General features: G+C 47.9%; 18 protein-coding genes and 1 rRNA gene. 18 read left to right on the forward strand and 1 reads right to left on the reverse strand.

Translation table 11 applies throughout. The features are described 5' to 3' along the window. Positions 1–549: 549 nt before the first annotated feature. From mraZ to lpxC, 15 genes are all read left to right on the forward strand, one after another. Complete coding sequence (gene mraZ, locus L5M10_RS15480; protein ID WP_105251188.1) at positions 550–1,008, forward strand: division/cell wall cluster transcriptional repressor MraZ; 459 nt, start codon at positions 550–552, stop codon at positions 1,006–1,008. Between the two features lie 31 nt (positions 1,009–1,039). Continuing rightward, positions 1,040–1,981 carry a 16S rRNA (cytosine(1402)-N(4))-methyltransferase RsmH gene (gene rsmH / locus L5M10_RS15485; RefSeq protein ID WP_105251189.1) on the forward strand — a complete coding sequence of 314 codons (942 nt, stop codon included), beginning with the start codon at positions 1,040–1,042 and terminating at the stop codon, positions 1,979–1,981. Between the two features lie 10 nt (positions 1,982–1,991). Further along, positions 1,992–2,306 carry a cell division protein FtsL gene (gene ftsL / locus L5M10_RS15490; protein WP_105251190.1) on the forward strand — a complete coding sequence of 105 codons (315 nt, stop codon included), beginning with the start codon at positions 1,992–1,994 and terminating at the stop codon, positions 2,304–2,306. 13 nt (positions 2,307–2,319) lie between these two features. Further along, a complete protein-coding gene (locus tag L5M10_RS15495) occupies positions 2,320–4,074 on the forward strand; it encodes a penicillin-binding transpeptidase domain-containing protein (protein ID WP_105251191.1) in 1,755 nt (584 codons plus the stop codon). Next, positions 4,071–5,573: a UDP-N-acetylmuramoyl-L-alanyl-D-glutamate--2,6-diaminopimelate ligase gene (gene murE / locus L5M10_RS15500; protein WP_263255536.1), complete on the forward strand. Its 1,503-nt coding sequence runs from the start codon at positions 4,071–4,073 to the stop codon at positions 5,571–5,573. Before L5M10_RS15495 ends, murE begins: the two co-directional genes overlap by 4 nt. After that, on the forward strand, positions 5,570–6,952 hold the full coding sequence (locus L5M10_RS15505) for a UDP-N-acetylmuramoyl-tripeptide--D-alanyl-D-alanine ligase (RefSeq protein ID WP_263255537.1): 1,383 nt from the start codon (positions 5,570–5,572) through the stop codon (positions 6,950–6,952). The genes murE and L5M10_RS15505 overlap by 4 nt, the downstream gene beginning before the upstream one ends. Next, positions 6,953–8,035, forward strand: a complete 1,083-nt coding sequence (gene mraY, locus L5M10_RS15510; RefSeq protein ID WP_006079891.1) for a phospho-N-acetylmuramoyl-pentapeptide-transferase — start codon at positions 6,953–6,955, stop codon at positions 8,033–8,035. Between the two features lie 6 nt (positions 8,036–8,041). Continuing rightward, complete coding sequence (murD, locus tag L5M10_RS15515) at positions 8,042–9,361, forward strand: UDP-N-acetylmuramoyl-L-alanine--D-glutamate ligase (protein ID WP_131525724.1); 1,320 nt, start codon at positions 8,042–8,044, stop codon at positions 9,359–9,361. Beyond that, positions 9,351–10,562 carry a cell division protein FtsW gene (gene ftsW, locus L5M10_RS15520; RefSeq protein WP_113941076.1) on the forward strand — a complete coding sequence of 404 codons (1,212 nt, stop codon included), beginning with the start codon at positions 9,351–9,353 and terminating at the stop codon, positions 10,560–10,562. The genes murD and ftsW overlap by 11 nt, the downstream gene beginning before the upstream one ends. Then, the gene (gene murG / locus L5M10_RS15525; protein WP_219251394.1) at positions 10,562–11,650 is read left to right on the forward strand and encodes an undecaprenyldiphospho-muramoylpentapeptide beta-N-acetylglucosaminyltransferase; all 1,089 of its coding nucleotides are present in this window, start codon (positions 10,562–10,564) and stop codon (positions 11,648–11,650) included. Before ftsW ends, murG begins: the two co-directional genes overlap by 1 nt. Before the next feature lie 2 nt (positions 11,651–11,652). After that, positions 11,653–13,119: a UDP-N-acetylmuramate--L-alanine ligase gene (gene murC, locus L5M10_RS15530; RefSeq protein WP_105251197.1), complete on the forward strand. Its 1,467-nt coding sequence runs from the start codon at positions 11,653–11,655 to the stop codon at positions 13,117–13,119. Between the two features lie 151 nt (positions 13,120–13,270). Further along, positions 13,271–14,020 carry a cell division protein FtsQ/DivIB gene (locus L5M10_RS15535; RefSeq protein WP_168826587.1) on the forward strand — a complete coding sequence of 250 codons (750 nt, stop codon included), beginning with the start codon at positions 13,271–13,273 and terminating at the stop codon, positions 14,018–14,020. Beyond that, the gene (ftsA, locus tag L5M10_RS15540) at positions 14,001–15,236 is read left to right on the forward strand and encodes a cell division protein FtsA (protein ID WP_006079897.1); all 1,236 of its coding nucleotides are present in this window, start codon (positions 14,001–14,003) and stop codon (positions 15,234–15,236) included. Before L5M10_RS15535 ends, ftsA begins: the two co-directional genes overlap by 20 nt. A 33-nt stretch (positions 15,237–15,269) precedes the next feature. Beyond that, the gene (ftsZ, locus tag L5M10_RS15545) at positions 15,270–16,457 is read left to right on the forward strand and encodes a cell division protein FtsZ (RefSeq protein ID WP_106648312.1); all 1,188 of its coding nucleotides are present in this window, start codon (positions 15,270–15,272) and stop codon (positions 16,455–16,457) included. Positions 16,458–16,639: 182 nt separating this feature from the next. Beyond that, positions 16,640–17,560, forward strand: coding sequence for a UDP-3-O-acyl-N-acetylglucosamine deacetylase (lpxC, locus tag L5M10_RS15550; protein ID WP_011845621.1), 921 nt, complete (start codon positions 16,640–16,642; stop codon positions 17,558–17,560). Between the two features lie 12 nt (positions 17,561–17,572). Here lpxC and L5M10_RS15555 read toward each other — a convergent pair whose 3' ends face one another. Further along, entirely contained in the window at positions 17,573–18,019 is a 447-nt protein-coding gene (locus L5M10_RS15555; RefSeq protein WP_106648311.1) for a DUF721 domain-containing protein, read from the reverse strand. Positions 18,020–18,046: 27 nt separating this feature from the next. Between L5M10_RS15555 and L5M10_RS15560 the strand changes: the two genes are divergently transcribed. The 3 genes from L5M10_RS15560 to L5M10_RS15570 form a co-directional block, all read left to right on the forward strand. Further along, positions 18,047–18,946 carry a M23 family metallopeptidase gene (locus L5M10_RS15560; RefSeq protein WP_105251201.1) on the forward strand — a complete coding sequence of 300 codons (900 nt, stop codon included), beginning with the start codon at positions 18,047–18,049 and terminating at the stop codon, positions 18,944–18,946. A gap of 60 nt (positions 18,947–19,006) precedes the next feature. Continuing rightward, complete coding sequence (gene secA / locus L5M10_RS15565; RefSeq protein ID WP_263255538.1) at positions 19,007–21,706, forward strand: preprotein translocase subunit SecA; 2,700 nt, start codon at positions 19,007–19,009, stop codon at positions 21,704–21,706. Positions 21,707–22,458: 752 nt separating this feature from the next. Next, positions 22,459–22,796: ribosomal RNA gene (locus L5M10_RS15570) — 16S ribosomal RNA — on the forward strand; the annotation flags it as partial.

Raw genomic sequence — 22,796 nt, forward strand, 5'->3', positions numbered from 1 at the left:
TGCGGGTATAAGGTGAATGTATAGGGATAAAGTGGTTCTTTTGGTGGATTTTACGTGGGATTTTTGATCTTTCTCGCAATCGCGACATTAATATTCAGCCATTAGTAAAAAGATGAACGTCTTTATTTGGAATAAAAATTTAGATTTTTATGCTGATTTCAACTCTTTTTTGACTGTCGAATAAGGATGGACGTAAGTTTGTTTTCTTGCGTTTTTGAGTTTGACGTTATTTCTCGACCCGTAAAATCCCACAAATACAGAAATAATTTCCCATTTTTTTCATCGCAAGCACCTGAAAGCAAAAGGTTGCTGAATATATCGGCGCTATTTATTCCTGTTGTTTCCTCTGTTTAGTCAATCTCTAATGGTTTTTCTTGTCAAAAGTTTGTCGCGAGGTTAAGTGCTCAACATGCGGCTAACCCGCTTGCCGACTGGATTTATAAAAGGATCCCATCCCTTGACAATGCTTGTCGACTGTCCCTAAACTTAGCAGTTGTGGGAAATAGTGGATATTTGTGGATCAAAAATCAAAGGATAGGATGAATTAGCGTGTTTCGTGGAGCCAGTGCTATCAACTTAGATACAAAGGGACGGATCGCTATTCCAGTGCGATACCGCGAACCTTTGCAGCTTGAGCACCAAGGCCGCATCGTGATTACCGTCGATATCCAATCCGCCTGTTTACTCTTGTATCCCATTCACGAATGGGAATTGATCGAAGCTAAGTTGTTGAAGCTTTCAGATACCGATAAAACCCAGAGATCTTTAAAACGCCTGTTACTCGGCTACGCCCACGAAGTGGAGCTCGACAGTAATGGGCGCATATTACTGCCGCCACCGTTAAGGCAATATGCCAATTTAGATAAGCGCATCATGCTGGTGGGGCAATTGAATAAATTTGAGCTGTGGGATGAGCAATCTTGGCTGCAGCAAATTGATGAATGTCAGGAAACGATTCGAAGTGAGGATCTCGTTAATAATGAGCGCCTCGCGGATTTTTCACTTTAACGAGTCGTGATAACTAAATAAGAAGAGAGTAATGAGTCAAGAATTTGCCCATTTATCCGTACTGCTAGCAGAAACGGTTGGCGGTTTAAACATCAAAGACGATGGCATCTATATCGATGGCACGTTCGGCCGCGGTGGTCATTCAAGACAAGTATTACAACAACTCGGTGAACATGGTCGATTGATCGCCATCGATCGTGATCCTCAAGCGATTGAAGCGGCCAAACAATTTGCTGACGATCCACGCTTTCAAATCGTGCATGGTGGCTTTGGTCAGTTAGCCGATTATGTCGAAGAGCTTGGGCTTGTGGGCAAAATTGATGGCGTATTACTCGATTTAGGTGTGTCTTCACCCCAGCTCGACGATGCTGAACGCGGTTTTAGTTTTTTGCGCGATGGTCCACTCGATATGCGTATGGATAACAGTCAAGGCCAAACGGCTGCGCAATGGTTGGCTCGTGCCGAAATTGAAGATATGGCTTGGGTATTTAAAACCTACGGTGAAGAGAAAAATGCTCGCCATATTGCCCGTTGTATTGCTGCCGACCGTGAGAAAACGCCTTTTTTACGTACCAAAGATTTAGCCGATTTAATTGCGCGTATCACTAAAAATAAAGAACGTAATAAGCACCCTGCGACTCGGGTGTTTCAAGCGATCCGCATTTATATCAATAGTGAATTAGATCAAATTGATCAGGCACTTGAAGGAGCCGTCAATGTGCTTGCTCCCCAAGGACGTTTGTCGGTCATCAGTTTTCATTCTTTAGAAGATCGTATCGTGAAGCGTTTTATTCGTCGTCATAGCCAAGGCGAAAGTGTACCGCACGGTTTTCCGGTGACTGAAGATCAAATTAACAAGTCGCGTAAGTTACGTGCCGTGGGCAAGGCGATTATGCCATCCGACGAAGAAATCGAACGCAATGCCAGAGCTCGCAGCTCAGTGTTACGCATTGCCGAGCGTTTAGATTACTAAGGGGCGCACTGTGAGTAAGCCCTCGATTAATCTGCCACGGATCGTTTTACATGATTTATGGCTGCACAAATGGATCTTGTTATTAGCCTTGCTTGTGCTGAGTAATGCGGTTGCCGTGGTTTATGGCAGTCATGTTAGCCGTCAACTGACAACCCAGTGGGACCAGTTACTGCAGGAGCGAGATAGATTAGATATTGAGTGGCGCAATTTATTATTAGAAGAGCAATCGCAGACTGAGCACAGTCGTATTACGCGTATTGCCTCTAAGGAACTCAACATGAGTCGTCCGTTACCCAGCGAAGAAGTTGTGGTAAAGGTGCCGTGAGTATAGGGAAGATATGACTAGGCAAGCGAAAATCAAACGGGTAAGCAAACCGCAAAAACCTCAATTGATCCACTGGCGTTTATACGTAGTGGTCGGGTTTGTGTGTGCGTTGTTTTGCAGCCTAGTGGGACGCGCAGCTTACATTCAAATTATCGAGCCCGACAAATTACGTCACGAAAGTGACATGCGAACATTGCGGACCACTAGTCGTGAAGTGCAGCGTGGCTTGATCACTGACCGTAATGGCGACATGCTGGCCGTGAGCGTACCTGTACGAGCCGTCTGGGCCGATCCAAAACAAGTCAATGATAGTAATGGTTTTGCCGATATGCGCCGCTGGCAAGCCTTAGCCGATGTATTGCATGAGCCCCTCGAAGATTTGTTAGAGCGAGTGCGCAGTAACCCCACCAAACGCTTCACCTACTTGAAACGCCAAATTACCCCTGCGGTTGCGGACTATATTACTCAACTTAAATTACCCGGTGTATTTTTAAAGTCTGAATCCCGCCGTTATTATCCTGGTGGTGAAATCACAGCTCAGTTAATCGGCATCACTAACATAGATGATGTTGGGATTGAAGGTGTTGAAAATGCTTACAATAGTTGGTTAACAGGTACGCCTTCCAAGCAAAAAGTGCGTAAGTCACGCGATGGTCATGTCGTCGAGCGTCTGGATATAGTGCAGGAAGGTGAGAGCCCTAACGATCTCGTGCTGAGTATCGATCATAGGATCCAACAATTAGCCTATCGCGAACTAAAACGCACCACTGAGATGAACCAAGCGACTTCGGGTTCGATTGTCGTCCTCGACATTCATACAGGTGAAGTCTTGGCAATGGTGAATACGCCTTCGTATAACCCCAATGCGCGCGACAATCTGCAAACCTTCAGAATGCGTAACCGTGCTATGACAGATACCTTTGAGCCGGGTTCGACCATTAAGCCATTTGTGGTAGCCGCAGCGCTTGAAGCTGGCACAGTTAAATCGACCGATATTATTGCCACTTCACCGGGTTGGATGCGTTTAGGTGGTCGCCAAGTACGTGACCCCGCGAACTACGGCGATATGAGTTTGGCGCGTATTTTGGCTAAATCCAGTAACGTCGGCATCAGTAAATTGGCTTTGTCTATTCCGGTGCAGCAACTGCTCGGCACTTATCAATCCATGGGACTTGGTAGTTTTTCGGGAATTAACCTCACGGGTGAAAGCGCTGGCTTGATTCAAGATCGCCACCGTTGGTCAGACTTTGAACGTGCCACCTTGTCGTTTGGTTACGGCTTAACGGCAACAACACTTCAACTTGCGCGCATGTACGCCACCTTAGGCAATGGCGGTACTTTGTTCCCTGTCTCGATAATGAAACTGAAAAAGCCACCTGTCGGTGAGCGAGTCATTTCTGAAAATGTGGCCCACGATGTGATGCAAATGCTGGTCGGTGTAACGGAAAAAGGTGGCACTGGCACCTTAGCACACATCGACGGTTATCCAGTTGCAGGTAAGTCTGGCACAAGTCGTAAGGCAGTTGCTGGTGGTTATGGTGATGATTATGTTGCTTTATTTGCGGGTGTTGCTCCTGCGAATAATCCTAGATTAGCGATAGTGGTGGTAGTGAATGAGCCTAAGGGCGATCTCTATTATGGTGGTTCAGTGGCGGGGCCTGCATTTGCCAAAGTCATGTCTGGCGCACTGCAAATGTTAAACGTTGAACCCATTACCGATAAAGAACAAGTGCAATTGGCGGGAATCGCCGCTGGGAGAGCAGAATGATGTTATTACGGGATTTGCTAGCGCCTTGGCTACATTATGCTGGCGCGCAGTCCTTCAATGATCTGACCTTAGATAGCCGCGCAATACGTCGCGGCGATGTGTTTTTGGCGCTGCCAGGACATAAGGTCGATGGCAGACAGTTTATTGAAAAAGCCTTAGATTTAGGTGCCGCAGGCGTATTAGTTCACACGGATGATGCTGACCAACATGGCAAAGTGTTGCTGGGCGATAATGCCGAGCACGGTGTGCAGATTTATTTCTTTCAGTTAAGTCGTCAGGTATCGGCAATTGCCGCCCAGCGTTATCCCTTAGCGCACAAGTCTGCCGTTATGCCATCCCTTGGGGTTATCGGTATTACTGGAACTAACGGTAAAACCTCTACGAGTCAACTCATTGCACAACTGGTGACTTCATTGGGGCGCAAAGCCGCCGTCATGGGCACCCTTGGCAATGGTCTCTGGGGCGAGCTTGTTGATAGTGGTAACACCACAGCCGATGCGATTACCTTAATGCGTCAGTTGCATGAGTTTGAAGCCCAAGGCGCGAACGTCTGCGCCATGGAAGTGTCGAGCCACGGCTTAGTGCAAGGCCGCGTCGACGCAGTACCATTTGATGTTGCCGTGTTCACTAATCTGACGCGCGATCACCTCGATTACCACGGCGATATGGAAAGCTATGCCGCCGCTAAACAAAGCCTATTTCGTTTCAGCACGTTAGGTCACGGTTTATTGAATCTCGACGATGCAGTTGGCGCCTCTTGGTTGACTGAGCTTAAGCCTGTGCCTGCGCAGATTTGGGGTTTTAGCATTGAAGGTCATCAAGGTGCTGCTTTTTATACTAAAAATGCCAAGTTTGACGAGCAAGGTGTCAGTGCAACCTTAGTGTGGCCCGAGGGCGAGACTCAAATCCACTCGCCACTTCTTGGTGCCTTTAATCTCTCTAATTTACTCGCGGCGTTATCGGCCTTGTATCTGCAAGGTTTTGATATGAAAGCGTTAGCCGAGCAGGTGCAATATTTAACGCCCGTTGCAGGTCGTATGGAGCGTTTCACTACAGCGGATAACATCACCTTAGTGGTCGATTATGCCCATACACCCGATGCGATCGAACAAGCGTTAAACGCGCTACGTCGCCATTGTGCCGGTGATTTATGGTGCGTGTTTGGTTGTGGCGGCGACCGTGATAAGGGCAAGCGTCCTTTGATGGGTCAAGCTGCAGAACAGTATGCCGACCGCATTATGGTGACCAGCGACAATGCGCGCAGTGAAGATCCCGCGCAAATTATTACCGATATTATCCAAGGGCTTGCAACACCAGAGCAGGCATTGACTCAGGTTGACCGTATTGCAGCGATTAAAGAGGTTGTGGCATTGGCTAAACCTGGCGATGTGATCTTGCTGGCGGGCAAGGGCCACGAAACTTACCAAGAGGCGGCAGGTGTGCGTCATGACTATGATGAACGCGCCCTGGCACGCCAGTTATCGGAGCAATCAAGATGATCCCTCTTTCTCTCGAGACTCTAAGTCAACACTTAGGCGTGCATCGAGTCGGTGACGACGTCACCATCCAAGATTTAAGCAGTGATAGCCGCAAAATCGGCGCTGCAACCCTGTTTGTTGCCTTAAAGGGTGAGCGCTTTGACGGCCATGATTTTGCAGCTACAGCTATTGCGAACGGCGCAGCGGCGTTAATGGTTGAGCGTGAGTTAGCTTTTGATATCCCGCAGCTCATAGTGGCTGATTGTCAAAAAGCCATGGGTGCGATTGGTGCTTATGTTCGTGACCAGATCAATCCGATTTGTGTTGCTTTGACTGGCTCAAACGGCAAAACCAGCGTGAAGGAAATGATCGCGACCATTCTGTCGGCAAAGCATCAAATCCTCTATACCGCTGGCAATTTTAATAATGAGATTGGTGTGCCGCTCACTTTGCTGCGTTTAACGCCAGAGGATGAGTTTGGGATATTCGAGCTCGGCGCTAACCATAAAGGTGAAATCGATTACACCTCGGGACTTGTGCGTCCAAACGTCGCGCTGGTGAATAACGTCGGCAGCGCCCATTTAGAAGGATTTGGATCACAAGCAGGTGTCGCACAGGCGAAGTCAGAGATTTTTAATCATCTGCAGACCGATGGCACTGCCATCATTAACGCCGATGATGCCTTCGCTGATTTTATGAGCGTTAAGGCAAGACCTTATAAGCAACTGAGCTTCTCCCAGCAAGATGGCGCCGCTAAACGTCATATCGACGTGATAGCGACAGGCCATAAGACTAATGCGGATGGTTGCTATCGTTTTATGCTCAATTATTTAGGTGAATCTTGCCAAGTGGTATTGCCGTTGGCGGGTCGTCATCAGGTGAGTAATGCACTCGCCGCTGCAAGTGTTTGTATTGCTTTGGGATTGAGTTTGACTGAAATATCTGAACGCTTGAGCCAATTAACGCCAGTGAAAGGACGTATGCAGCCGAGTCAATTGGGGCGCGTGCGTCTAATCGACGATAGCTATAACGCAAATCCTGTCTCCGTTGGCGCTGCTATCGCTTGGTTAAAGGAAATTTCTGAAAATCGCTGTCTGGTACTGGGAGATTTAGGAGAATTAGGCGACAATGCGCCCCTTTTACACGCTGAACTAGGGCAACTGGCCAAGCAACAGGGGATTGATGCCTTGTTTTGTACCGGAACTTTAAGTCAGCACACGAGCCAAGCTTTCGGTGCGGAGCACTATGACAGTGTGGCGACGTTAGTAGAAAAACTTATAAAGCATATAAACCAGTTGCCGGGACAGGTAACGGTTCTCGTTAAAGGTTCACGTAGCGCCGCCATGGAGCGGGTCGTGGATGGCCTAACAGTAGCCTTCGGGCGTGGGGAGTTAGTGTAAATGCTGGTATATCTGGCCGAGTATTTAACCCGTTTTCATACCGGGTTTAACGTGTTTTCCTATGTGACATTTCGAGCCATTTTAGGCTTATTGACCGCATTGGTTTTTAGCTTATGGTTTGGCCCTAAACTGATTGAACGTTTGCAATTACTGCAAATTGGTCAGGTTGTGCGTAACGATGGTCCAGAATCACATTTTAGTAAGCGTGGCACACCGACTATGGGTGGTTTGCTGATATTGGCTGCTATTTTCATCAGCGTGTTGCTGTGGGGCGATCTGGGTAGCCGCTATGTGTGGGTCATGCTGTTTGTGCTCGGCAGTTTCGGTTTGATCGGCTTTATCGACGATTACCGCAAAGTGGTGCGTAAAGACACTAAAGGCTTGATCGCGCGCTGGAAGTACATTCTGCAATCTTTGGCTGCGCTGCTTATTGCTTTTTTTCTGTATGCCACAGCGGCAAATCCAGGTGAAACCCAGTTAGTGGTGCCTTTCTTTAAAGACGTGATGCCGCAACTCGGCGCCGTATTTATCGTATTGGCGTACTTCACGATAGTGGGTTCGAGTAATGCGGTGAACTTAACCGATGGTCTCGATGGTTTGGCGATTATGCCGACGGTAATGGTCGCGGCGGCGTTTGCGTTGATTGCTTATTTGTCGGGTCACGCTCAGTTTGCGAATTACTTACATATCCCGCATTTACCCGGTTCGGGTGAGCTTGTGATTGTCTGTACCGCCATTGTCGGTGCGGGTCTGGGCTTTTTATGGTTCAACACTTATCCCGCGCAAGTCTTCATGGGCGATGTGGGTTCACTGTCATTAGGTGCTGCACTGGGCACGATCGCAGTGCTTGTTCGCCAAGAAATTTTGTTAGTGATTATGGGCGGCGTGTTTGTGATGGAAACCCTGTCAGTCATTCTGCAGGTGGGTTCGTACAAGTTACGTGGACAGCGTATTTTCCGCATGGCGCCGATCCACCATCACTATGAGTTAAAAGGTTGGCCTGAACCTCGAGTGATAGTGCGTTTTTGGATTATCTCGATATTCCTAGTCTTACTTGGCTTAGCCACGTTGAAGTTAAGGTAATTGGTTATGCAAAATCAGTATTCACACATAGTGTTAGGTTTGGGGGCCACGGGCTTGTCCGTGGTGCGCTATTTGTGTGGAAAGGGCATTACGCCATTGGTGATGGACAGTCGTCGGCAGCCTCCGGGCGCCGAAACGTTAGCGACGTCTTTTCCTGATGTAAAGCTGATTTCTGGCGGATTCGATTGCCGTTATCTTGTGCAAGCGACGCAGATCATTATCAGTCCAGGCATTGCCACTTATACCCCAGAGGTACGTGCCGCGGTGGATATGGGTATCGAAGTGATTGGTGATGTTGAGCTATTTGCTCGTGAAATTGCTGACCGTAAACCTTGTGTGATTGGGATTACTGGCTCTAACGGAAAATCGACCGTCACTACGCTGGTGGGCGAGATGGCAAGGGAAGCGGGTATTGCTGTTGCCGTCGGAGGTAATATCGGTGTGCCTGCGCTGGATTTACTGCATGAAAATGCGGACTTATTTGTGCTTGAGTTGTCGAGCTTTCAATTGGAAACCACCCACAGTCTTAAGTGTGTGGTGGCGACCTGTTTGAATATCAGCGAAGACCACATGGACAGATACAGTGACATTGATGCCTACCGCGAGGCTAAATTACGCTTATACAAACAAACCCGTGCCGTACTCTTTAATCGTGACGATAAACTGACCGTACCGCCAGAACCAATGAACCAAAACAGTTTTGGTTTAGCTGCGCCAGAAGCGGACGAATGGGGCATCAGCGACAGCAAGATTTATCACGGCAGCAGCGAAATAATGCCGATCACTGAAGTGTCGCTGATTGGCAGTCATAACCATGCCAACCTACTTGCGGCGATGGCGCTTGTGGATGTCGTGGGTGTCGACAAGCACGTTATGGCAAAAGTGGCGCGTACTTTTACTGGCTTATCCCATCGCTGTGAAGTGGTTGGTGTTAAGAATGGCGTGACCTATGTCAATGACTCTAAAGCGACAAATGTCGGTGCCACAGTCGCCGCACTCGATGGCTTGAGTGACCACTTAGGCGATATTATTTTGATTGCTGGCGGTGACGGTAAAGGGGCTGATTTTAAGCCTTTAGCTGTGGCTTTAGCTAAAGTCACACACCTCATCACCTTAGGCCGCGATGGTAAAAAGATTGCTGCATTGAAAGACGGCTCGATAAGAGTCGACACTATGGCTGCTGCGGTAGCGAAAGCCGCTGAATTGGCAACCTCTGGTGATATCGTTTTATTATCGCCAGCCTGCGCCAGTTTAGATATGTACAGTAACTTCATGGCTCGAGGTGATGATTTTAGAAACCTCGTGGGACAACTTAATGGCGAGTGATGCAAGACAACTTAGCCTATTTGGGCGTTTGCGTTTAGCAATACCCAATTGGCAACGTGATACCGAAGTCCCGGGCGTGCAATTGTACGACCGTGCTTTGCTCGCGGCTGTGTTGTCTTTGATTAGCTTCGGCTTTGTAATGGTGATGTCAGCCTCTATGCCTGAAGCGCAAACGCTCACGGGGAACCCATTTTATTTTATGACTCGCCATGTGGGTTATTTAGTGGGTTGCTTATTCATTGCGGCATTTGTGCTAAGAGTAGAGATGCAGACTTGGCAGCGCTGGAGCCCCATGTTGTTGTTGATTGTGGGTTTGATGCTGTTGGCGGTTCTAGTGGTCGGTACTACGGTAAACGGTGCAACGCGTTGGTTATCCATAGGCCCTATTCGTATCCAGGTGGCGGAAGTCGCTAAATTTGCCTTCGCCATCTATATGGCGGGTTACTTAGTGAGGCGTCATCAGGAAGTGCGCGAGAATGCTAAAGGCTTCTATAAGCCGATTGCAGTATTTGCGATTTACGCTGTGCTGATTTTGATGCAGCCCGACTTAGGTACTGTGGTGGTGCTATTTGTGGGAACGGTTGGTCTATTGTTTTTAGCCGGTGCGCGTTTACTCGATTTCTTTGCCTTGATTTTTGCGGGCGTATTGGCGTTTGTGGCCCTAGTGCTATTGGAACCGTATCGTATCCGCCGAGTGACCTCCTTTATGGATCCTTGGCAAGATCCCTTCGGTAGCGGTTACCAGTTGACTCAATCTTTGATGGCCTATGGTCGAGGTGATTGGTTCGGCCAAGGGCTCGGAAATAGTATTCAAAAATTAGAATATTTACCCGAAGCGCACACTGACTTTATCTTTGCCGTGATCGGGGAAGAATTGGGCTTTATCGGCATTATCGCCGTGTTATCTGTGCTGCTATTTGTGGCGCTGAGATCGATTCGTTTAGGTAATTTGTGTTTAGCCATGGATAAGCCATTTGAAGGTTATTTAGGTTATGCCATCGGTATTTGGATTTGTTTCCAGACTGTGGTGAATGTCGGCGCGAGTATCGGCATGTTACCAACCAAAGGGCTGACATTACCTTTTATCAGTTACGGTGGTAGTAGTTTATGGGTCATGACTGCGGCAGCGATGATGTTGCTGCGCATTGATTACGAGCGGCGCATGACATTAGTTCAGGCCGTGCAAGGGAGATTGAAGTGATGACTCCAACAGGAAAACGTATTTTAGTCATGGCGGGTGGTACGGGAGGACATGTGTTCCCGGCACTGGCGGTGGCTAAGTATTTAGCTCAACAGGGTTGGCAAGTGCGTTGGTTAGGCACGGCCGATCGTATGGAGGCGCGTTTAGTGCCCCAGTATGGATTTGATATTGATTTCATCGATATCAAAGGTGTGCGCGGTAATGGTTTGATCCGAAAACTTGCGGCGCCCTTTAAAGTGGTTCGTTCAATATTGCAGGCTAAGGCCGTGATTGCTGAGTTTAAACCCGATGTGGTCCTTGGCATGGGCGGATTCGCCAGTGGCCCAGGTGGTGTTGCGGCAAGATTAGCCGGTATTCCACTGGTGCTGCATGAGCAAAATGCCATTCCAGGGATGACGAACAAGTTGTTGTCGCGGATTGCGACGCAAGTGTTATGTGCCTTTAAAAATACCTTTACCACAGTGAAGGCCAAGGTTGTTGGTAATCCGATTCGCCAAGAACTGATTGCCTTAGGTGCAGAACCTAAGCATGAGGCTGATAAAGCTTTAAAAGTGCTCGTGGTCGGTGGCAGCCTTGGCGCCAAAGTATTTAACGATCTTATGCCAGAAGCGGTCGCGATACTGAGTCAGCAGCAGTCAGTGACGGTTTGGCATCAAGTGGGAAAAGATAATCTTACGGGCGTGAAGGCGGCATATCAGCAACAAGGACAAGATGGTGGCGTGAATATCGCTGAGTTTATCGACGATATGGAAGCCGCCTATCGCTGGGCTGATGTGGTATTGTGCCGAGCTGGCGCCTTGACTGTGTCTGAGTTAGCGGCGGTGGGGCTACCGAGTATTCTGGTACCTTATCCCCATGCAGTGGATGATCATCAAACCCGTAACGCTCAAGTATTGGTTGAGGCTGGCGCAGCTTTCCTATTGCCACAGGCCATCTTGGACGTGAATAAACTGGCGAACAAATTACAGTTGCTCGCCAATGACAGAACAGAATTAGCCCTTATGGGCCAAAGAGCGAGAGACGTTGCTGTACTGGATGCGACTGAACAAGTTGCCGCAGTGTGCATCAGCCTTGCTGAGAAAGGATAAGCATGACTAAGACAGAAAGATACGCACAACTGAGAAGCATGATCCCAGAAATGCGCCGTATTAAGCGTATTCACTTCGTCGGCATTGGCGGCGCGGGCATGGGCGGGATCGCCGAAGTGTTAGTGAACGAAGGCTATCAGGTGAGTGGTTCGGATATTGCGCAAAATGCCGTGACCGACAGATTATGTTTACTCGGAGCCAAGATCCAAATTGGTCATGCCGCTGAAAACGTGCAGCAAGTGGATGTGGTCGTTATATCAACCGCGATTAATCTGGAAAATCCAGAAATCCTTGCCGCTAAAGAATTACGTATTCCTATTGTGCGTCGTGCTGAGATGTTAGCCGAGTTGATGCGTTATCGACATGGTGTGGCGATTGCGGGCACCCATGGTAAAACCACGACAACGAGCCTTATCGCCAGCGTTTATGGCCAAGCTGGGCGGGACCCAACCTTTGTGATTGGTGGCTTGCTCAACAGTGCCGGTACCAATGCCAGATTAGGCACCAGCCGTTATTTGATTGCCGAAGCCGATGAGAGTGATGCGAGCTTTTTGCATTTGCAGCCTATGGTCAGTGTGGTGACCAACATCGAAGCTGATCATATGGATACTTATGGCGGTGATTTTGAAAAACTGAAATCGACTTTTGTGGATTTTCTACACAACTTGCCGTTCTACGGTGTCGCTGTGGTGTGCATTGATGATGCCGTCGTGCGTGAGATTCTGCCGCGTATTGGCCGTAAACACGTGACCTATGGTTTCAGTGACGATGCGGACGTGCAAGCACTTAATTTTAGCCAGCAAGGTCATCAGTGCCGTTTTACTGTCAGACGTAAAGCTAAAGAAGATCTCGATCTGGTGTTGAATTTACCGGGCCAACATAATGTGCTCAATGCGTTAGCTGCCATTGCGGTGGCGACTGAAGATGAAATCGACGATAACGCTATTACTCAGGCTCTAGTGGAGTTCCAAGGTATAGGGCGTCGTTTCCAGCATTTAGGCAAATTTGCCACGCCGAAGGGCGAAGTCATGTTAGTGGATGATTATGGTCATCATCCCAGCGAAGTTGCGGCGACCATTAAAGCTGCGCGTGCAGGATGGCCTGATAGACGTTTAGTCATGGCGTATCAGCCGCACAGATACACTCGTACCCGTGATTTGTATGAGGATTTTGTGGAAGTGTTATCGCAAGTGGATTGCTTATTGTTACTCGATATTTATAGTGCGGGTGAAGCGCCGATCACAGGTGCGGATGGTCGCGCATTATGTCGTTCAATTCGCTTGCGTGGTCAGCTAGATCCGATCTTTATCGCAAGCCCAGATCTGCTTGCAGAAGTGTTGCCCGATGTATTGCAGGACGGGGATTTATTACTCACCCAAGGTGCGGGTAATATTGGCGCCCTGTCACGACAGTTAGCGTCGTCTGGATTAGGGTTTGCTGTGGTGGAATTACCTGCGCAAGCAAGCTGATCTTTAGCGCTTGATCTGCGAGAAAAAGGAAATTTTGACCAAAGGATTTTGGTCTATATAATGGCCGGTTTTCTGTGGTTTTTAATGGGTGTCGTTAAAGGTGGGATGAAGCGTGTCTTGGAGTGATAAGAGGCGGCACTGGCGGGCAAGAATGTCACGGTTTAATTGGTATCAATGGAGCGGGGCTGGCTTTTTATTCTTCATCGTAGCCAGTTTTGTATTTGGTGGCTATCAGTTACATAAATTTTTGAATGATGCCAGCAACTTGCCGATTGAGGCCGTTGCCATCAAAGGTGAGCGGGTTTACACCACAGATAAAGATATACAAGTAGCACTACAGCATTTAATGCAGCGCAGTTTTTTTAGTGCTGACATTACCTTAGTGCAGCAGGCGTTAGAAGCTTTACCTTGGGTGTATCGCGCATCGGTAAGGCGTGAGTGGCCAGCGAAACTCAGGGTGTATTTGCAAGAGCAACAACCCGCAGCCCATTGGAATGGTGACTTGTGGTTGAACGTGCATGGAGAAGTATTCGAAGCGCCATCGCACCCAGAGCTTGAGCATTTACCGCAGTTATCTGGACCAAATGATATGGGCCTTGAGGTGTTGACTGTCTATGCACAGATCAACTCCCTACTAAAGATTAACGGCTTTACCTTAGCCAGTTTGAATTTAACGCCACGACATGCGTGGCACGCGACCCTTGGAAACGGTATCGTTTTAGATTTGGGTCGAGAAGATAAAATTGCACGGATACAACGATTTATTACTGTTTATCCGGTTTTGGCGAAACAAGAGAAATCCGTTGCCAGAGTAGATTTGCGCTACGACACAGGGTTGGCCGTAGGCTGGGGCGATGCACAAACAAGAGAGCCGATAATTAATGATCAAAAACCAAGATAGAAACCTTATCGTCGGATTGGACATAGGAACCTCTAAGGTCGCAGTGATCATAGGCGAAGTTCTGCCCGATGGCGAAATTAGCATAGTCGGCCTTGGTAACCATCCCTCAAGGGGCATGGATAAAGGTGGCGTGAACGATTTAGATTCGATAGTTCGTAGTGTGCAACGCGCGCTCGATCAAGCGGAATTAATGGCGGATTGCCAAGTGTCATCGGTTTACTTGAGTATTTCGGGTAAACACATCGCCTGCCAAAATGAAAACGGCATGGTATCGATCAATGATGAAGAAGTGACACAGGAAGATGTTGATAACGTGATCCATACGGCTCGCTCGGTGAAGATCCCGACCGAACGTCGCATTTTACACGTGCTGCCGCAGGAATATGCAATCGACGTTCAGGACGGTATTCGCAGCCCAATCGGTATGTCCGGTATGCGTATGGAGGCCAAGGTACACATAGTGACCTGCGCCAATGATATGGCGAAGAATATTACTAAGAGCGTTGAGCGTTGTGGCCTTAAGGTCGACGACTTAGTGTTCTCGGGGATTGCCTCGGCAGATGCTGTGTTGACCTTCGATGAGAAAGATTTAGGTGTATGTATCGTCGATATCGGCGGTGGCACTACGGATATCGCGGTATATACCAATGGCGCCTTGCGTCATTGTGCGGTTGTACCGGTTGCAGGTAACCAAGTGACGAACGACATCGCAAAGATTTTCCGCACGCCGTCGTCGCATGCTGAACAAATTAAAGTGCAGTTCGCCTGTGCGCGCAGTTCTATGGTGAGCCGCGAAGACAGTATTGAAGTGCCATCGGTAGGTGGTCGTCCATCGCGTAGTATGTCACGTCACACGCTCGCCGAAGTGGTTGAACCAAGATACCAAGAGCTGTTTGAGCTTGTGCTTAAAGAGTTGAAAGACAGTGGGTTAGAAGATCAAATCGCCGCAGGTATTGTGCTCACAGGTGGCACAGCGTCGATTCAAGGTGTGGTCGATATTGCGGAAGCGACTTTTGGCATGCCAGTTCGCGTAGCGTCACCGCTACCGATCAAAGGTTTATATGAATACGTGGACCAGTCTATTTACTCCACTGGAGTCGGACTGCTTCATTACGGCGCACGACGGGTGATCGAACGTCAGTTCGAACGTCCTGAGCGCCAAGGGGTAACTAGCGCTTGGAATCGGGTCCAAAGCTGGTTTAAGGGCGAATTTTAATTTTCATAACGCAGGCAACACGGAGATCAGACAATGTTTGAGATCATGGATACTCACTCAGACGACGCGGTGATTAAAGTCATCGGCGTTGGCGGCGGCGGCGGTAACGCTGTCGAACATATGGTCAAACACAACATTGAAGGTGTTGAGTTTATCGTTACCAATACAGACGCTCAGGCCCTGAGAAAATCAGGCGCTGGCTCAACAATTCAATTAGGACGCGATGTCACTAAAGGTCTTGGAGCAGGGGCAAACCCAGATGTGGGTCGTGCTGCAGCTGAAGAAGACCGCGAAAACATTCGCGCGGCAATCAAAGGTTCTGACATGATCTTTATCGCTGCCGGTATGGGCGGTGGTACAGGTACAGGTGCTGCACCTGTTGTGGCTCAAATCGCACGTGAAGAAGGTATTCTGACCGTTGCGGTTGTGACTAAGCCTTTCCCATTCGAAGGGAAAAAACGTATGGCTTACGCTGAGCAAGGTATTGCTGAGCTGGCTAAACACGTGGATTCGTTAATCACGATCCCGAACGAAAAATTATTAAAAGTATTGGGCCGTGGTACTTCTTTACTCGATGCGTTCGCCGCAGCGAATAACGTGTTACTTGGTGCGGTACAAGGTATTGCCGAGCTTATCACTCGTCCTGGTCTGATTAACGTCGACTTCGCCGACGTGAAGACTGTGATGTCTGAAATGGGTAATGCCATGATGGGTACAGGCGTCGCTCGCGGTGAAGACCGTGCAGAAGAAGCGGCCGAAGCTGCTGTTGCCAGCCCATTATTAGAAGACATCGACTTAGCCGGTGCGCGTGGTGTGTTAGTTAACATTACTGCGGGTATGGACATGAGTATCGAAGAATTCGAAACTGTCGGTAATCATGTTAAGGCTTATGCCTCTGACAACGCGACTGTGGTTGTTGGCGCTGTCATCGACCCTGAAATGAGTGATGAGTTGCGTGTAACGGTTGTTGCGACTGGTATTGGTGCTGAAAAGCGTCCAGATATCCAATTGGTTTCTAAACCTGCACCTCGTCCAGAGCCTGTAGTTGTTGAACCAAAAGTCGAAGCCTATGTCGAAGAAGCTGCACATGTGAACTATGCAGCGCCAAAAGGCAACGTGTTGCCAGCGGCTCCGCAGCCAGCTCCTACGCCTGCACCATCGACAAAGCATGAATTGGATTATCTTGATATTCCAGCATTTTTGCGTAAGCAAGCCGACTAGCGAGAGCGTTTGAGTCCAGCGTAATATGTGAGGTGTTGTTCGTTTTGGGCAATACCACAACATAGCTGCATTTGTGTGACATAATAAAGTTATGTTATTATGTTGGACCAGTGCGGCTCGATTTGCCGACGCTGAGTGTACAAATATTAGGCTTTATAATTGGCATATAAACGGGTAACTGAATGATATTTCAACGAACTGTTCAGAAAATGGTGAAAACAACTGGTGTCGGATTGCATTCTGGCAACAAGGTCACTTTGAGCATTATGCCCGCGCCCGTTAATTCAGGGATCGTACTCGTGCGCACCGATTTGAGTCCTGCCGTCGCCATCCCAGCGAAGGCGGAGCAAGTTCGTGAAACCACTATGTGTACGGCACTTGTCAATGACGAAGGTATTCGTATCTCGACCATTGAGCATTTATTTGCAGCACTTGCGGGTTTAGGCATAGATAACGCTGTAATCGAAGTGGACGCGCCTGAAATTCCTATTATGGATGGCAGTGCAAGCCCATTCGTCTTCTTGTTGCAGTCTGCGGGTATTAAAGAGCAGGCCGCGCCTAAGAAGTACTTAAAGATTAAGCGCCCTGTGCGCGTTGAAGATGGCGATAAATGGGCCGAGTTAAAACCGTTTAAAGGTTTTAGAGTCAATTTTAAAATTGATTTTGCGCATCCAGAAATCGCTCGTAGCCAACAGCATGTGGTGATGGACTTTTCAACTTCTGCTTTCGTGAAAGATATCAGCCGCGCACGTACTTTTGGGTTTATGCGTGATATCGAATATTTGCGAGCCAACAACCTAGCGTTGGGCGGCAGCATGGAAAACGCTGTTGTACTTGATGAATATCGCGTCCTTAATCCCGACGGCCTGCGTTATGAGGACGAATTTGTTAAGCACAAAATTCTAGATGCGTTTGGTGATTTATATGTGGCTGGGCACGCTATTTTAGGTGAGTTCACTGCGTATAAAACCGGTCATGCGTTGAACAACCAATTGGTGCGTGCTTTACTCGCGCAACAAGATGCGTGGGAGTTGGTCAGCTTCGAAAAAGAAGCCGATGTCCCAGTCAGCTTTACCGTACCAGGTGGCGCTGTATTTGCTTAAAAAGCGATAAGATTATTTATTACGGCTGGCCAATGAGGCCAGCCGTTTTAGTTTTTCACCCAGTGAACCGCCAATATTTTCCGCTAATGCTGCAATGTGCTCTGCTGCTGCTGGGCTTAATTCTTTATGTCCCTGTTTAGGCTTTGCGTCATACATTGCTAATCTCGGGTTGACTTTAACTTCAATTGCGGTAAGGATTGGGAGCGTTTCTGCTTGAAGCTGGGTTAATAGCTTCGGCTTTTGGAAATTAATTCGCGCAGCCCAAGCTGCCGAAGTGGTTTCAACCACAAGAACACCCTGGCGGAAATTAGCGACTTTTAGTTGCTCCGCAACAGGACCTGCAATAATCTGCTTCACATGCTGATCCAGATACATAAGTAGTTCCGCTTTCTCAGCAAGGTCGGGTAATTTTCCCGATTGATGCAGTAATTGGCTGAGATCTTGAGGGGGCTTTTTCATATGATAATAAGATGGCTGAATTAGGCTATGAGTGTAACAGTATTTATTCAAGGTCGGAATGGCGTCACACGCTGGCAGCCCAGTAAACGCTGGTTGCTACTTCCAATACTATTGTTGGCCACTGGGTCCGGTATTTATCAACACAACTCCGCTCGATTTCAAGATCAGCAAGCCAGTGTCGATAACGATCGTCTCGTGCGCGAACAACAAAAGAAACAAGTCTTAGAGCTTAAAAGTGCTACTGAGTCTCAACTGGCTATGCTTGTGACTCATGTTGCACGTATGCAAGCCAAGATCACCCGTCTCGAAGCTTTAGGTCAACAGGTCGCCCAGCAGAATAAGTTGGATGAAGATTTTGATTTTTCATCCGAGGTTGGTGTGGGTGGTTTGAGCGAACTAGGCACTAACATCGAGCTCGGACAGCTTATCGACGATATGGATAAGTTGGCATCACGAATTGACAATAATAATGTTCAGCTTTCACTACTTGAAACAGTGTCATCTAACCACCATATAGATGATGAACGTTATATATCAGGTATCCCGCTCGATAAAGGTTGGTTATCGTCGCCCTACGGATTACGTAATGACCCTTTCAACGGTCGCAGGTCTGTGCATAAGGGGATTGATTTTACCGGTCGAGAAGGAGCTAAAGTTGTTGCGACTGCTGCAGGCGTGGTGACTTTTGCTGGAAATATGTTCGGTTATGGCGAATTGGTTGAAATCGACCATGGTAACGGTTTGCATACGCGTTATGGCCATAATAAAGCTTTGTCAGTGACTGTAGGTGATGTGGTCGCAAAAGGCGATGCTATCGCCAGTATGGGAAGCACTGGGCGCTCAACTGGGGCTCATGTGCATTATGAAGTGTTGCGCGGCGGACAGCAGATAGATCCACAAAAATTTGTCTACCGCAAAGCAAGTTAATTGAAACATTGGCTTCTAGTTTCCATCATGGACTTGGCCTACAGAGAATAAGTGATTCAGATGTTTGGTAAATTACTGACAAAAGTATTTGGTAGTCGCAACGACCGCACCCTTAAAGGGCTTCAAAAGATCGTTATTAGCATTAACGCATTAGAAGCTGATTATGAAAAATTAACCGATGAAGCATTAAAGGCGAAAACCGCAGAGTTCCGTGAGCGTTTAGCTGCTGGAGCTTCATTAGATAGCATCATGGCTGAAGCCTTTGCGACAGTGCGTGAAGCGTCTAAGCGTGTATTTGATATGCGTCATTTCGACGTACAGTTACTCGGCGGTATGGTACTCGACAGCAACCGTATTGCTGAAATGCGTACGGGTGAAGGTAAAACCTTAACGGCAACCTTACCCGCTTACTTAAACGCATTGACAGGCAAAGGCGTTCACGTGATTACAGTGAACGATTACTTGGCACGTCGTGATGCCGAGAATAACCGCCCACTGTTTGAGTTCCTTGGTTTAACCGTAGGAATCAACGTCGCTGGTATTGGCCAACATGAGAAGAAATCGGCCTATAACGCCGATATCACTTACGGGACCAACAACGAGTTTGGTTTCGATTATCTGCGCGATAACATGGCGTTTTCACCGCAAGAACGGGTCCAACGTCCGTTGCACTACGCCCTAATCGATGAAGTGGATTCAATCTTAATCGACGAGGCGCGTACGCCGCTGATCATCTCTGGCGCCGCCGAAGATAGCTCTGAGCTATACATCAAGATCAACACCTTGATCCCTAATCTTACCCGTCAAGATAAAGAAGATACGGAAGAGTTTGTGGGTGAGGGCGACTACAGCATTGATGAAAAAGCCAAACAAGTGCATTTCACCGAGCGTGGCCAAGAAAAAGTAGAAAACCTGCTGATCGAGCGCGGCATGTTAGCCGAAGGCGACTCACTCTATTCTGCTGCAAATATTTCCCTATTACACCACGTCAACGCGGCGCTTCGTGCGCACACGCTGTTTGAGCGTGATGTGGATTACATAGTACAAGACAACGAAGTCATCATAGTCGATGAACACACGGGTCGTACTATGCCGGGTCGTCGTTGGTCAGAAGGCTTACATCAAGCTGTCGAAGCCAAAGAAGGCGTACACATTCAAAACGAAAACCAAACATTGGCTTCGATCACTTTCCAGAACTACTTCCGTCAATACGAGAAGCTGGCAGGTATGACAGGTACAGCCGATACTGAAGCGTTTGAATTCCAACACATCTATGGATTAGACACAGTCGTTGTGCCGACTAACCGTCCAATGGTGCGTAAGGATATGGCGGATTTAGTTTATTTGATTAAAGACATTAAAGATTGCCGTGAACGTGGTCAGCCAGTATTGGTGGGTACAGTATCAATCGAACAGTCTGAACTGTTAGCGCGCTTAATGGTGCAGGAAAAGATCCCGCACGAAGTTTTAAATGCTAAATTCCACGAACGAGAAGCTGAAATCGTCGCGCAAGCTGGCCGTACTGGCTCTGTGACTATTGCGACGAACATGGCAGGTCGTGGTACCGATATCGTGCTTGGCGGCAACTGGAACATGGAAATCGATGAACTCGATAATCCAACAGCAGAGCAAAAAGCTAAGATCAAAGCCGATTGGCAAATTCGTCATGATGAAGTCGTTGCTGCGGGTGGTTTACATATCCTAGGCACAGAACGTCACGAATCACGCCGTATCGATAACCAGTTACGTGGTCGTGCGGGTCGTCAAGGTGACGCGGGTTCATCACGCTTCTACCTGTCGATGGAAGATAGCTTAATGCGTATCTTCGCCTCGGATCGTGTCTCTGGCATGATGAAAAAGCTGGGTATGGAAGAAGGCGAAGCGATCGAGCATCCATGGGTGTCTCGCGCAATTGAAAACGCTCAACGTAAAGTTGAAGCCCGTAACTTCGATATCCGTAAGCAATTACTCGAATTTGATGACGTCGCTAACGATCAACGCCAAGTGGTTTACGCCCAGCGCAATGAGTTGATGGATGCCGAAAGTATTGAAGATACTATCCAAAACATCCAAGACGATGTAATTGGCGCGGTAATCGATCAATATATTCCGCCGCAATCGGTAGAAGAGTTGTGGGATATCCCGGGTTTAGAGCAACGTCTACACCAAGAATTTATGCTCAAATTACCTATCCAAGAATGGTTAGATAAAGAAGACGATCTGCATGAAGAGAGTCTACGTGAGCGTATTATCACTGCTTGGGGCGATGCGTATAAGGCAAAAGAAGAAATGGTTGGCGCACAAGTGCTACGCCAGTTCGAGAAAGCCGTTATGCTGCAAACGCTCGATGGTCTGTGGAAAGAACACTTAGCGGCGATGGACCATCTGCGTCAAGGTATCCACTTACGTGGTTACGCGCAGAAGAATCCAAAGCAAGAATATAAGCGTGAGTCGTTTGAGTTATTCCAACAACTGCTGAACACCTTGAAACACGACGTCATCAGTGTGCTGTCGAAAGTACAAGTGCAAGCTCAGTCAGATGTGGAAGAAATGGAAGCGCGTCGTCGTGAAGAAGATGCCAAGATCCAGCGCGACTATCAACACGCAGCGGCAGAGTCGCTTGTTGGCGGTGATGATGAGCATGAAGCTGTCACTGCGCAAGCACCTATGATCCGTGATGGTGACAAAGTGGGTCGCAACGATCCTTGTCCTTGTGGCTCTGGTCGTAAGTACAAACAATGTCACGGCAAGTTAAGTTAATCTGCTGACAGATTAAGCCTACTGAATAAGTAGAATAAAACGTACACTAAAGGCAACTTATTTAAGTTGCCTTTTTATTTCCTCTTTAATAAGCCTAGCGCTTACTCTCGTGTCATCCGGATTACATTCTTACTCTTCTTTATATAGCTAATCGTCGTTATTCCCCATTGAACATCATTTCACTCTTATCTATAGCCACTAAAGTTAACCCGCCGCTGTAGCAAATTTAACCGTTAAAACCCATTTTGTGGATAAGTCTGAGGATAAAGTGGGGGTATTGTGTGACTAACTGAAAGTGTTAAAAAAAGATCCATTTTTCTCAAAAAAGCCCTTGCGGACTTTCTCAATCTCCCTATAATGCGCATCCACTGACACGGCAGACAGCGTAACGCAAGTTAAGCAAAGAAAGCCAAGCAGTTCATCGGTTAGCGAGCTAAACGATGAGTGTTGAGAAAGTTGAAAAAACTACTTGACGCACTAACGGGAATGCGTAGAATACGCAGCCCTGACCCGCTGAAAACTCAGTGTGTGGTCAACGCTCTTTAACAATTTATCAAGCAAATCTGTGTGGACACTCACAGGTGTTGAGTTAATCGAAACTGCTTAACCTTTGGGTTGGCAGTCAAAAATTTAAATCAATGTAACAATGAGTGTTCATAACAATATGTACAGTTTGTTTCTGCTTTTAAGTGGGAACAAAAAATCAGAATTCATTGAGCCGCTGAAGTCGTAAGACGGAAGCAACAAAACTTTAATTGAAGAGTTTGATCATGGCTCAGATTGAACGCTGGCGGCAGGCCTAACACATGCAAGTCGAGCGGCAGCRCAAGGGAGTTTACTYCTGAGGYGGCGAGCGGCGGACGGGTGAGTAATGCCTAGGGATCTGCCCAGTCGAGGGGGATAACAGTTGGAAACGACTGCTAATACCGCATACGCCCTACGGGGGAAAGGAGGGGACCTTCGGGCCTTCCGCGATTGGATGAACCTAGGTGGGATTAGCTAGTTGGTGAGGTAATGGCTCACCAAGGCGACGATCCCTAGCTGTTCTGAGAGGATGATCAGCCACACTGGGACTGAGACACGGCCCAGA

Source organism: Shewanella sp. SM32, from assembly GCF_025654235.1.
In the GTDB taxonomy this organism is placed as follows: domain Bacteria; phylum Pseudomonadota; class Gammaproteobacteria; order Enterobacterales; family Shewanellaceae; genus Shewanella; species Shewanella oncorhynchi.

What these genes read in the sequence shown, in the direction of transcription:
- L5M10_RS15535 (WP_168826587.1), top strand. Translation starts at nt 13,271, where the DNA reads ATGTCACGGTTTAATTGGTATCAATGGAGCGGGGCTGGCTTTTTATTC.
- ftsW (WP_113941076.1), top strand. Translation starts at nt 9,351, where the DNA reads ATGGCGAGTGATGCAAGACAACTTAGCCTATTTGGGCGTTTGCGTTTA.
- L5M10_RS15505 (WP_263255537.1), top strand. Translation starts at nt 5,570, where the DNA reads ATGATCCCTCTTTCTCTCGAGACTCTAAGTCAACACTTAGGCGTGCAT.
- L5M10_RS15495 (WP_105251191.1), top strand. Translation starts at nt 2,320, where the DNA reads ATGACTAGGCAAGCGAAAATCAAACGGGTAAGCAAACCGCAAAAACCT.
- L5M10_RS15555 (WP_106648311.1), bottom strand. Translation starts at nt 18,019, where the DNA reads ATGAAAAAGCCCCCTCAAGATCTCAGCCAATTACTGCATCAATCGGGA.
- ftsZ (WP_106648312.1), top strand. Translation starts at nt 15,270, where the DNA reads ATGTTTGAGATCATGGATACTCACTCAGACGACGCGGTGATTAAAGTC.
- murD (WP_131525724.1), top strand. Translation starts at nt 8,042, where the DNA reads ATGCAAAATCAGTATTCACACATAGTGTTAGGTTTGGGGGCCACGGGC.
- rsmH (WP_105251189.1), top strand. Translation starts at nt 1,040, where the DNA reads ATGAGTCAAGAATTTGCCCATTTATCCGTACTGCTAGCAGAAACGGTT.
- L5M10_RS15560 (WP_105251201.1), top strand. Translation starts at nt 18,047, where the DNA reads ATGAGTGTAACAGTATTTATTCAAGGTCGGAATGGCGTCACACGCTGG.
- ftsA (WP_006079897.1), top strand. Translation starts at nt 14,001, where the DNA reads ATGATCAAAAACCAAGATAGAAACCTTATCGTCGGATTGGACATAGGA.
- murE (WP_263255536.1), top strand. Translation starts at nt 4,071, where the DNA reads ATGATGTTATTACGGGATTTGCTAGCGCCTTGGCTACATTATGCTGGC.
- lpxC (WP_011845621.1), top strand. Translation starts at nt 16,640, where the DNA reads ATGATATTTCAACGAACTGTTCAGAAAATGGTGAAAACAACTGGTGTC.
- murC (WP_105251197.1), top strand. Translation starts at nt 11,653, where the DNA reads ATGACTAAGACAGAAAGATACGCACAACTGAGAAGCATGATCCCAGAA.
- mraY (WP_006079891.1), top strand. Translation starts at nt 6,953, where the DNA reads ATGCTGGTATATCTGGCCGAGTATTTAACCCGTTTTCATACCGGGTTT.
- secA (WP_263255538.1), top strand. Translation starts at nt 19,007, where the DNA reads ATGTTTGGTAAATTACTGACAAAAGTATTTGGTAGTCGCAACGACCGC.
- murG (WP_219251394.1), top strand. Translation starts at nt 10,562, where the DNA reads ATGACTCCAACAGGAAAACGTATTTTAGTCATGGCGGGTGGTACGGGA.